Here is a 12,558-nt window from a genome sequence, read left to right as displayed (position 1 = left end):
AAAGGACCAATAAAGGCCATTTTAGCTGCAATTTTGGGCTTTAGGTTTAAACTAAAGCGCCTGTTTAGGGTAAATTTTTTCCCGGTCTACCGATAAAATACCATTTCCCTCAATTGCAAAACAAACGAGTCCGATTAATACCGAGACCGAAAACCAAAATTCTGAATAGGGTTTAAAAATACCACCAGAAATATTCACAAAGAATACCGCCCCAATCAGTATTGGTAAATTAACCAGGCAGAATACACGGGTATGTGTGCCAAGGGTAATGGCTAAGCCCCCAATAATGTGCAACATAATAATCAGGTGTGCCAGTAAGCTAATGCTCACAGCGGTGCCTAAGAAAGCGCCCCTCATTAAATTACTAAAGGCTTGCATATTGATGTAAAAATCAATTCCCTTCCAAATTAAAATAAGGCCTAATAAGATTCTAAAATAGTCTAACCATTTTGGGTGATGGTGATCGCCCCAGATCTGGATTTTCTTAAGCATGTTCATAACTTCTATATTTTGGTTATGACAATTTACGGAAAAATTAAGAAAATAACAATGGCTAGCTAATTGTTTGATTTTGAGATGGAAAATAACACGCTTCAATTCTTGATGTGGTTAATTTACTAATTATCTACACCCAATTGAATGGCCGGAAATGTACGGTAATATCTTTCGACTCCGATACCATTAGACTTCAATAAAAAGAGTCGTCATCTCGACTGAAGCGCAGTCCCGAACTTTCGGGAGAGAGATCTATATACGTAGATTTCTCGGCTACGCTGCACCCGATAGCTATCGGGTCCGCTCGAAATGACGATTTATCTTAGTTTATATACGCTTCAATCCTTGGTAACCCTTTAAAATTACCCTTTCTTCTTATCCGCTATTTTATTGTTTACGTAATCAGTGGGCGACATGCCGAATTGTTTGGCAAAGTTTCTGCCAAAGTGAGATTGAGAGCTATAACCAACCATTTCTGAGATTTCGTAAATTTTTAGTACCCCTTCATTTAAAAGTTCGGCCGCTTTTTTTAGCCTTGCCAAATTAATCAGTTCATTGGGGCTAAGGTTAGAAATAGATTTAATTTTCCGGTATAAGGTTGGCCGGCTCATGTTCATCTTTTCTGCCAGATGCTCTACATCCAGCTCCTGATTGCTGATATTCTTGTTAATGGTATCCTGTAATTTTTCTAAAAACAGTTCGTCTGCCTTTGAATAAGCAATACTTTTAAGGTGGAGCAGGGGGGAGCTCGCGAAATATTCCTTGATCTTGTTCCTGTTTTTAATCAGGCTTGAAATCTGTACCTGTAAAAACTCGGGAGAAAAGGGCTTTTCTACATAGGCATCTGCACCCAGTTCCAATCCTTCAATTTTAGATTGCAATGAATTTTTTGCGGTAAGCAGTATAACGGGGATGTGGCTGAATTCTAAGGTAGATTTTACTTTCGCACAAAATTCGAAACCGTCCATTTCTGGCATCATTACATCGCTAATGATGAGTTGAACAATTTCACGCTGTAATATTTCTAATGCTTCTATGCCGTTTCTGGCCTGTAATACATGGTATTTTTCTTCGAGATCATCTGAAATGAAATCAAGGATATCTTCATTATCATCAACCAGTAACACTACAGATCTTTCCATATCTTCAGTATCTTTTATGGTCAGCGTGCCTATAATTTCTTCCATTTTCCGTTCAGGTTAAATTCTATAAGTTGATGGATAGGCAATTCTAATACAAATATATTAAAATCACGATCATTAAAATCTAAATAAAGCTCCCCGCTGTGCAGTTGAGCAAGCGATTTTGAAATCGATAAACCTATTCCCGTTCCTGCCTTTATTTCTGTTTCTTTGCCCCTAAAAAAAGGTTCAAATATCTTGTCTTTAATTTCAATGGGGATACTATGTCCGTCGTTTTTTACCCTCACAGCAAACTTGTCGCCTGCCTGTAATGATAAGTTGATGTGTACCGTGGTTTTTCCGTATTTAATGGCATTGTCTACCAAATTGCTGATCATTTTGTAAAAAGCCTCAACGTCGATATAAGCATAGAGTTTTTTCTCAGGTAAATCAAGGTTATACTTAATGTCTTGCTGTTCTGCAGCAGGTTGAAACTGAAGAAATACATCTTTTAGGATTTCTGAAATATCAGCCTTTACGAAGTTTAATGAAAATTCACTGGTTTCGGTTTTCCTGAAATCCAGTAACTGATTGGTCAATTTGAGTAACCTATCGGTGTTCCGCCCCATAATCCGTAAATTCTTTTCTATTGCAGGTATGGCATCGGCCTGTTTAATCAGTTTCTCCATCGGGCCGATAATCAGTGTGAGCGGTGTCCTGATTTCGTGGGCAACATTGGTGAAGAATTCGATTTTCGCCTGATACACTTCTTTTTGTTTTTCATGCTCAAAAACTTCCATTCTTCTGCTGTTTTTTAACGCAATTTTTCGGTGGTATCTCCGTACCAGGAAGAAAATAATTCCTCCTGCGGCGATCAGATAAAGCAGATAAGCAAGGGGACTGAGGTAAAAAGGAGGACGGATTTTGATCAGTAACTTCGCATTTTTGGTGCTCCAGGTACTACTTCCTTCAACCAATGCTTTCACTTCAAAAATATAATTCCCAGGGGCAAGTTTGGTAAAATAAACCTTCCTGTTGGTTTTTAAATATTCCCAGTTTTTATAAAGCCCTGTCATTTTGTAGGCATACTCCGTCATTTCTGGCGATAGATAACTTAATGCCGCAAAATCGATACTAAAAGAAGATTGGTTGTAGTTAAGTTCGATGGTATCGGCATAAACGATCGATTTGTTAGAAACAGAATCTTTCCCATTTAAACCGATTTCTGAACTGTTGATCTGAAACCCGGTTAAAAATACAGGCGTTTGGTAAGATGTTGCTTTTAAATTAGCCGGATTGAAGCTGACCAGCCCTTTTACGCTCCCAAAATAGGTTCGGCCATCCTCATCCTGATAGGCAGAACTGTAGTTGAACTGATCGGTAAGCAATCCGTTGGCTTTAGAATAGGTTTTGCTGAGGCCTGTGTTGGGGTCAAAATGGATAAGCCCCCTGGTACTGCTAATCCAGAACTTGTTTGCAGCATCTTCTTCAATGCGGAAAAGGTAATTGCTGGGAAAACCATTTTTTATGCCATAACGCTTAAACTGATGTGTTTTCTGGTCAATCCTGCAAAGTCCACCACCGTCAGTGGTTACCCAAATCCGTTGTTTACTATCTTCAAAAACATTATTTACGGTGTTATGACTTAAACTTTTCGCATCTGTCGGAATATTTCGATAGTTCACATAGCCTGATTTTGATAAGTTAAACTGAAATAAACCATCGTTAAAGCTACCTGCCCAGATATTACCCTTACTGTCTTCGATAACCGAATAGTAAAAAATAAAGGGGAGGCCGGCAACAGGTTCAAAATCATCGCGTTTTCGGTTATAACGGTAAATCCCGTTAATGGTTCCAACTAAAATTTCACCAGACCGTGTTTTACAAAAAGTAACGATAAAGTTGGTGCGTAAGGCATTTCCAACACCTGCCTGGTAATGTTTAATTACCTTTTCTGTTTTCAGATCTAAAACATCCAGTCCATGTTCGAAAGTGCCAATCCAGAGTTTGTTGCCGTCAACAAGCAGACCATGAATATTGGAATAGGCAATGCTTCCAGGTTTTCCATCCGGTAAGAAATGTTTAAATATTCCTGTTTTTACATCGAGTTTGTTCAGCCCGGCATCTTCCGTACCGATCCAGAAATTTCCGTTTCCATCCTTGGTAATTTCCCTTACATCGCTTCCACTGATCGAATTAGTGCCTTTTTGAGGAAAGTATTTGGTAAACAGTGAAGTATGGCTCGAATAGTAATTTACGCCTCCAAAATAAGTGCCCGTCCAAACGCCTCCTTCGCGGTCAAGGCAGATGGTGTAAACCGCATTATCGCTTAAAGAATAATCGTTATTGTATTGTTTTTTGATGTGGATAATCGCTCCACTTTCATCATTATAAATGTAAATGCCCGATTCGGTGGCAATCCAAAACTCATGAGGACCTGTTTTTTTGATATCCCGTACAAAAATTGGCGTTTGGTCGTCGTTTAACCGGAGTATATTTTTCGATGCTAAAGTAATAGGATTGAAGAGCTTAACACCCTGATTGGTAGTGCCTACCAGTAAATTTCCATTTTCTGTTTCTGCAATTCTGGATACCCAGCCGTATTCGGTTTTGGCATTTTTACCATTGATATTAAATCGCTGAAAATTATTCGCTTTGGGATTGTATTTTTCAACGGTTCCCCTTCCGGTACTGATCCATACGCTGCCATCTTTTAAAACCGTTACCAGCGAGGCATCGAAAGGTGCATTATGGGTAAAAGCCTGTACTTTTTTTGTGCGCTTTTGATAAAGGTATATTTTGAATGAAGATAAGATCCATAAATTTCCACGCTGATCGCTGGCCAGATCTATAATCCGCATTCCTTTAGTTTCTTTGATGATGGTGAAGCTTTCTTTTGCCGGATTGTATTGGTACACGCCGCTGTTCGTGCCTACCCAAAGTGTTTGATCCAGATCGTGGTGGAGCGCATAGATTAAATCGTTGCCTAAACTGCCGCCCTGGTCTGGGTCGTGGCGATAGGTTTTAAAAGAATAACCATCAAAGCGGTTTAAACCATCTTTTGTGCCAAACCACATAAAACCGTTTCCATCCTGCACACTGCAAAAGGCGGTATTGTTAGAAAGTCCGTTTTCTACCTGGTAATGCCTGAAATAATAAGGTTGAGCCCACAGCATGTGGACCGAAAACAACAGGCATAAAAGGATGAAGAATTTTTTCAAGATATCTTGGTCAGCTGCATCAAATATATTAAAGAAATGTTTTGCTTTCAGGCTAAATTGAATTTGAGCGGATACGTAGAAAGATTGAGACAGATTCCATTTTATTTGGGAAAGCCTTAAAGATTTAAGAAACTCAAATTTTATAAACCTGAAAACTGTTAACTGCCAATTGCAAACTAATCTGGGCGTTACCTAAGCTGCGCAAAGGTCGGGCTTTTCAGGGCTGCGCTTCGCTCCGGTACCGATGAAGGATCGGTACTGAACCCTTACAATCCCTAACGCAAAAAACCGGCGAGGCTGATTTCAATAGCGCTACAGGCCTTTGTTAAATAAACCTGATAGAACGTAAAGCCCGGAGCGAAGCATGAGTGAGGACTTGAAGAGATAGCAGGGCTTTCCTAACCGAAATGTGCCAGCCCCTCATTTCCAAAAAACTGTTGCTTAAGATCCTGAGCTGAACTCAGGATGACGCATTGAACGGCATTTTCTGTGTTTCTGAGTCTCCGTGGCTAAACAGACTCCTTAAACACAAATCGAGACAAAATGAAGAAAGATTGATACAAATGCGTATCCCTCCGAAAAGCTAAAAACCGAATCTTTGGATAAGAATTAAATAGAACTAAATCCATTTAGCTCTTTAACTAACCAAATCCCTAACCTAATATGAAAAGAAGTTTATTCTCTTATGGCGGTTTTGTCTGCCTGGATTGGTACCCGCTTCAAAAAATGTTTCTGAAGCGTAAAGTCCTCTCCGCTATTTTTACTTCCATCACCTTAATCTTACTTTCCTTTCAGCTCAGTGCCCAGGAGCAAACAGCTGTTACCGGAACAGTAACCGACGAAAAAGGAGAAACGGTAGTTGGTGCCAGTATTAAAGTTAAGGGTACCAACACAGGAGTAACTACAGATGGCAATGGAAAATTCAAAATTCAGGTAAGCGATAAAAATGCTACCCTGATCTTTATTTATGTGGGATACGCCAATCAGGAAGTTGCATTGGCTGGTCGTACGCAAATAAATGTTAGCCTTAAGCCTTCTAATAACGATCTGTCAGAGGTTATTGTGGTGGGCTACAACACGCAGAAAAAGGAAGCCATTACGGGCGCCATTTCATCAATCAGCAGCAAAGACCTCGAAAAAGTGCACGGTGGTTCTACGGTAAGTACAGGCCTGGCCGGAAAGCTACCAGGTGTATCTTTCAGAATGCCTGACGGAAGGCCTGGTGCGAGCGCGAATATCCAGATCCGTAACATGGGGAACCCGCTTTATGTTATAGATGGTATTCAACAGGATGCTGGCCAGTTTAATAATATTTCACCTAACGATATCGAAAGTATCAGTGTGCTTAAAGATGCATCGGCTGCTATTTATGGTAGCAGGGCATCAAACGGTGTAATTTTGGTTACCACTAAAAGAGGAAAAAACAGTACCCGCAATACCTTTAGCGTTGATGCTTACACGGGCTGGCAGAACTGGGTGCGTTTCCCGGAAACTACCGATGCTTACCAATGGAAAGTGGGGCAGGCTACTGCAGAAATGAACCAGAACGGCGCAACCAGTATTACCCAGGCCGAACTCGATAAATGGAAAGCAGGAACAGAATATGGCTACCAAAGCCAGAACTGGAAAGACATTATCATTGCGCCTAATGCACCCCAAACTTCAGTTAACCTAAGTGCTTCGGGTGGAAGTGACCGGGTAAACTATTACTTTTCTGCTACCCGTTTAGATCAGAAGGGCGTATATGGAAAAGCAAGAGAATTCGATTTTAACCGGACCAATATTCAGAGTAATATTGAAGCTAAAATAACCGACCGTTTTAAAGTGGGGATGCTCATCAATGGCCGTATAGAAAGCCGCGATCAGCCAGGCGTACCGGGGGGAGATGATTACTGGGCTGCCCGTTTTGCCTTATTGAGAAACAGGCCTACCGAACAGGCTTATGCCAATGGCAATCCGAATTACCCGAACGATATCGGGCACAATACAGAGCAGTTCGCTGTGCAGAGTAAAGCTTTAAGCGGTTACTGGAAATCAGACTGGAGGGTTTTACAGACCAATTTATCAGCCTCTTACGAAACGCCTATCAAAGGTTTGGAAATAAAAGGCTTATATTCTTATTACATTGCCGATAATGTAATCAACGGGCATGAGTATACATACAATGTATATACCTACCATCCGGAAACGGGTATTTACGAACAAAAAGTAGGCAGTTCAAATCCATATAGAGAGCGTAGAAACGAAAAAGTATACACCAATACCTATCAGCTTCAGGCCAATTATAACCGCACTTTTGGCAAACATACCGTTGGTGGGGTATTGGTAGCCGAGCGCTTGGATCGTTTTAGAACTTATACCTTTCAACACGCTGTACCACAAACTAATATTTTACCTGTGCTGCAGTTTGCCGATATGGATGGGCAGGATTTTGCTGATATACAGGAAGAGCAGGCCCGTATCGGTTATGTGGGTAGGTTAAATTATAACTACGACAATAAATATTACCTGGAGCTTTCCGGTCGTAGAGATGCCTCTTGGAAATTTGCGCCAGATAGACGTGTAGGTTATTTCCCTTCGGCATCTATTGGATGGAGAATTACGCAAGAGAAATTTATGAAGTCGCTTTTGGGTGAAAGCAATGTTTTAAATGATCTGAAACTTCGTGCTTCTTATGGGGTATTAGGGGATGATGATGTGGGTATCGATCCTTTTGCCTATATCCCGGGTTATAACTACAATCAGGGCAGTGTGATATTGGATGGAAAAAATATTACTACTTCGAGGGATAAAGGTCCTATTATCAATAACCTGAGCTGGTTTAAAAGCAAAATTACCGATATCGGTCTTGATTTTACGATGTTCGGCAGTAAACTCTCGGGAACGGCAGATTATTTTTATAGAAAACGTTCTGGTTTACCGGCCATTAAAAACGACGTAATTGTTCCGATTGAACTAGGATATCCTTTAAATGTTGAAAACCTGGAGAGCGATGCACAGTTTGGAGGTGAATTCTCTTTAAACTACAGAGATAAAATCGGTGAGTTTAACTACAATGTTGGTGGAAACATTTCCATTAGCAGAAAGAAGCTTTTAGAAAGATATAAGCCACGTTTTGGCAACTCATGGGAGAATTACAGAAGTAATGGTACGGATAGATATGCCGATATTTTTTGGGGTTATGAAGTAACCGGTCAGTTTCAGAGTATCGATGAAATCAATAATTACAAAGTGAACATCGATGGAAAAGGAAACCGCTCTTTATTGCCTGGCGATTTAATTTACAAAGATCAGAATGGCGATGGTATTATTGATGGTTTAGATGAAAGGCCCATTGGTTATACCACGGCGGGGCAGCCGAACGTCGGCTTTGGTTTCACCATCGGGGGCTCTTATAAAAACTTCGATTTTACCGCCGATTTTTCTGGTGGTGCCATGTATTCATGGAACCAGAACTGGGAGCAGCGCTGGGCATTCCAGAACGGAGGTGCCTTGCTACAGAATTTTGCGGATGACAGTTGGCACCGTACTAATCTTTACGACCTGAACAGCCCATGGGTGGCCGGTAAATATCCTGCAATCCGTTTTAACGATCGCGACCATAGCAACAATACCAGAAACTCGACTTTCTGGTTGCACAACGTTAGGTACTTAAGGGCACGTACACTTGAAATTGGTTATACCTTGCCAAAAAGATGGGCAGAAAAAATCAAGATCCAGAATGCAAGGGTATATGTAAACGGATATAACCTGTTCTCCATCGATAACCTGAAAGAATATGGTGTAGACCCAGAAATTGCAGACGATAATGGACTGCAATATCCACAGAATAAGTTCTTTAACATCGGTCTTAAATTATCGCTATAACATGAAAAAGACTAATCAAATGAAAAAATACATATACACATTTGCTGCCATTGCATGTTTAAGTTTTGCGCAGTCGTGTAAAAAAGATTCCGAGTTTTTGGATAAACAACCTACCAGTACCCTGCCGATTGATGCAGTGTGGAAAGACCCTAACCTGGTACTTACCGTGGTTGGCGATCTGTACGATCGTTTCCCTGATTTTCAACGTATCGAATCATGGTGGTTATTTGCCGATTTTGATGAGGGTTTTGCCTCCGCCAGCGGTGATTATTTTCGCCACCAGAATTTAGAATACGGATACGATGCATGGAGATACTGGGATATAGGTGTTTACAGGCTGGTAAACGACCTGAACCTGTTTATTAAACGCGGGCAGGAAGCGACAGCTTTAAAAGCCGAAGACCGCGACCGTTTTTTAGCTGAGGCGCGTTTTATCAGGGCTGGTGTATACTTCGAGATGGTAAAAAGAATGGGCGGTGTTCCGCTGATTACTGTTCCCTTGGCTTATGATTATAGCGGAGATCCAAGTTACCTGCAATACCCAAGGGCAAAGGAATCTGAAGTTTACGATTTTGTGATTGCTGAACTGGAAGCCGTTAAAACCATACTTCCGGATAATGCAACCATACAGAGCAGGGCTACAAAAGCTGCGGCCCTGGCCATGGAATCGAGAGCGGCACTTTATGCAGGTTCTATTGCAAAATATAGCAATGCCCAATTAACCCTTCCGGGTGGAGAGGTAGGCATTTCTGCTGCAATGGCTAACGGTTATTTTACCAAAGCTTTAAATGCCGCAAAAGAAATTATCGATGGCGGTAAATATTCGCTTTACAAAAAGAACCCCAATCTATCTGATAATTTTGCAGCCCTTTTTACCGATAAAGGCAGCAACCCGGAAGTGATATTTGCTAAAGATTTTAAATTGAAAACCAATAAAGTGCATGGTTTTACAATCGATAACCAACCGCGCTCTTCTGCCGAGGAAGCACAGGGTGGAAGGTTAAACCCTTCGTTAAATCTTGTGCAGTCTTTCGAAAAGCTAGATAATACCTATGCCTCCTTAGCTTCGGTTGATGGCAGCGGAAACCCGGTTTATTATACCAATATCACCGATATTTTTGCTGACCGTGATGCGCGTTTAGCCGGTACTGTAATTCTTCCCGGAACACAGTTTAAAGGTAAAACAGTTGATATATGGGCGGGCTATCAATTAGCCAATGGTACAATTGTAACGGGCGACAATTTTGCGCAGAGTAAAAGCAATGTACTTCCCGGTAACCCAGGTTCGGTGCAGGTAGTGGGTGGTGATGGTCCTGTTGATGGGCTTGAATTCAGCGCACAATCTGGTTTTTATGTTCGTAAATATTTAGATCCTGCTACAGGTTCAGGCCAGATTGGTACCCGAAGTGATGTATGGTGGATCCGTTACCGTTATGCCGAGGTATTGTTAAATGCTGCCGAAGCCGCTTTTGAATTGGGCGATGCAGCTGCTGCAGCCAACTATATTAAACCGGTAAGAGACCGTGCAGGATTAACCACAGCACTGAGCCCGGCCAATATTACTTTCGATCGTATCGTACACGAACGTAAAGTAGAATTTGCCTTTGAAGGACATCAGCTTTGGGATATGAAACGTTGGAGACTGGCCGATAAAGTATGGAATGGCAACAATATGTCGGTTGCTGATTTTACCAATGCCAGCAATATCGGTAGCGCAACACGTACCAGTACACAGGTGTTTGGTTTGTGGCCATATAAATACTATAACCCGGGTAATGCCAATCACCTGAAGTATATTTTTAAAGTGATTAAACCCAGCCGTGTAACTGCAGCGCACCGCTTCCGTATCGGCAATTACTACTCTTCAATCGGGCAGGACGTACTTAATGGCAACCCGAAAATTATCAGAAACCCTAATCAATAATCAGATACAGACATGAAAAATAGATTTTATTTCATCATAGGGGCAATTATAGCCGTGTTATTCTCCGCTTGTAAAAAGGATAACTACGAAGCACCTGCAGCCGATTTTACAGGAAGGATCGTATATAAGGGCGAAGCAATCAATGTACAGTACGGCCAGGTAAATTTCGAGCTCTGGCAATCTGGCTTTGGCAATTACTCCGCACTAAATGTAAACGTTAACCAGGATGGCAATTATTCGGCTAAGTTATTTGATGGCAACTATAAACTGGTTTTCTCCCCAAACCAGGGTCCGTTTTTGTGGAAAAAGAATGCCGCCGGTAAACAAGATACCATAGCGGTAAATATTAGCGGTAACAAGGTGATGGACATTGAGGTAATGCCATATTATATGATCCGCAACGCTAGTTTAACCGCTGCATCTGGAAAAGTGAACGGATTCTGCAAACTGGAAAAAATCATTACTGATGCCAATGCAAAAGATATAGAAAGTGTATCACTCTACATCAACAAAACACAGTTTATAGATGGAGGTAATAATATCGGGGTACAAGAACTTAGAGGTGCAGCCCTTGCCGACCTGAATAACTTAAATATGAGTGTAAGTATCCCTACAATTGTACCTGCACAAAATTATGTTTTTGCCAGGATAGGGGTTAAAATTGCAGGCGTAGACGACCTGATTTTTACGCCTGTTACTAAAATAAGTTTTTAACCAGGGAAGGTGTTTTAGAAGGTAAATCTAAATGGAATTTGTCACGTTGTCCACAGGAGTCCTTTGGACAGGATGACAGCTTTAAAATCACGCGTCATTTCGACTGGAACGCAGTGAAATGGAGAAATCTTTGAACTGTGTTTATTGCATAAAAGATTTCTCCACTACGGTCGAAATGACGATCTTAACACATTACACATCCTAAAGTATTACCCTTAGCAAATCATCATTATATGAAATATCTTTTTGCCTTTTTTTTATGCTTCTTCGTATTTTCTATTGGTAAAAACGCATTTGCTAAGCAATTAAACGATACCATTTACCTGGCCGATCCAACGATTTTTTTAGATGGCGGTGTCTATTATTTATATGGTACCAGTGGCGATGAAGGTTTTCTGGTTTATACTTCCAGCGACCTTAAAAACTGGACTAAGCCGACCGGAAAGAATAAGGGATTTGCATTAAAAAAAGGCGATGCCTTTGGGAACAAGGGTTTTTGGGCACCGCAGATATTTAAAAGAGGCAAAACCTATTTTATGGCCTATACTGCAGATGAGCAGATTGCCATTGCGCATAGTAATAGCCCGGCAGGGCCCTTTGTGCAGGAAGAATTAAAAGCAATATCAGGCACAGGCAAGCAGATCGATCCCTTTGTATTTACCGATACAGATGGAAAAAACTACCTCTACCATGTAAAGCTCGATCATGGCAACAGGATTTTTGTAACAGAACTGAAAGATGATTTTTCTGATGTAATCCCTGAAACAACAAAATTTTGTTTATCGGGAACAGCACCCTGGGAAAATACAGCGAAAACCGATTGGCCGGTAACCGAAGGACCAACGGTAATCAAAAAAGAAAATCTTTACTATCTTTTTTATTCGGCTAATGATTTCAGAAATCCTGATTATGCCGTGGGTTATGCTACTTCAAGCTCAGCTACCGGACCATGGATAAAGTATCAGGGCAACCCGATTATCAGTAAAAAGGTATTGAAAATAAACGGCACCGGGCATGGCGATTTCTTTATGGATAAAAACGGAGCATTACAATATGTTTTCCATACCCATCATTCAAATCATAAAGTATCGCCAAGAGCTACGGCTATAATCAAAGCGGCCTTTATAAAAGACAAAAATGGGCATTTTCGCATGCAGATCGACGCTGAAAGTTTTCGGTTTTTAATGCAAAGTGCAGCAAGGATTAATTGATTGCA

7 protein-coding genes are annotated in these 12,558 nt (G+C 41.0%); 4 read left to right on the top strand and 3 right to left on the bottom strand.

What is annotated here, in order from left to right; all coding sequences use genetic code 11:
* Positions 1–51: 51 nt before the first annotated feature.
* The 3 genes from ASU31_RS12875 to ASU31_RS12865 all read right to left on the bottom strand — a co-directional run bounded on the left by ASU31_RS12875 (position 52) and on the right by ASU31_RS12865 (position 4,837).
* Positions 52–492 carry a DoxX family protein gene (locus ASU31_RS12875; RefSeq protein ID WP_245224538.1) on the bottom strand — a complete coding sequence of 147 codons (441 nt, stop codon included), beginning with the start codon at positions 490–492 and terminating at the stop codon, positions 52–54.
* A 365-nt stretch (positions 493–857) separates the two neighbouring features.
* Entirely contained in the window at positions 858–1,682 is an 825-nt protein-coding gene (locus ASU31_RS12870; protein ID WP_057932703.1) for a response regulator transcription factor, read from the bottom strand.
* Positions 1,667–4,837, bottom strand: a complete 3,171-nt coding sequence (locus ASU31_RS12865) for a ligand-binding sensor domain-containing protein (protein ID WP_157257994.1) — start codon at positions 4,835–4,837, stop codon at positions 1,667–1,669. The genes ASU31_RS12870 and ASU31_RS12865 overlap by 16 nt, the downstream gene beginning before the upstream one ends.
* A 663-nt stretch (positions 4,838–5,500) precedes the next feature.
* On the opposite strand from ASU31_RS12865, the gene ASU31_RS12860 reads away from it, so the two are divergent.
* The 4 genes from ASU31_RS12860 to ASU31_RS12845 all read left to right on the top strand — a co-directional run bounded on the left by ASU31_RS12860 (position 5,501) and on the right by ASU31_RS12845 (position 12,553).
* Positions 5,501–8,704 (top strand): SusC/RagA family TonB-linked outer membrane protein, encoded by a 3,204-nt coding sequence (locus ASU31_RS12860; protein ID WP_057932701.1) that lies wholly within the window; start codon positions 5,501–5,503, stop codon positions 8,702–8,704.
* A 19-nt stretch (positions 8,705–8,723) separates the two neighbouring features.
* Positions 8,724–10,628 (top strand): RagB/SusD family nutrient uptake outer membrane protein, encoded by a 1,905-nt coding sequence (locus tag ASU31_RS12855; protein WP_057932736.1) that lies wholly within the window; start codon positions 8,724–8,726, stop codon positions 10,626–10,628.
* A 12-nt stretch (positions 10,629–10,640) separates the two neighbouring features.
* A complete protein-coding gene (locus tag ASU31_RS12850; RefSeq protein WP_057932700.1) occupies positions 10,641–11,342 on the top strand; it encodes a DUF3823 domain-containing protein in 702 nt (233 codons plus the stop codon).
* Between the two features lie 233 nt (positions 11,343–11,575).
* A complete protein-coding gene (locus ASU31_RS12845; protein WP_057932699.1) occupies positions 11,576–12,553 on the top strand; it encodes a glycoside hydrolase family 43 protein in 978 nt (325 codons plus the stop codon).
* Positions 12,554–12,558 lie beyond the last annotated feature (5 nt).

The organism is Pedobacter ginsenosidimutans, from assembly GCF_001442625.1.
Taxonomy (GTDB): domain Bacteria; phylum Bacteroidota; class Bacteroidia; order Sphingobacteriales; family Sphingobacteriaceae; genus Pedobacter; species Pedobacter ginsenosidimutans.
This window is presented reverse-complemented; position numbering and strand designations above follow the sequence as displayed.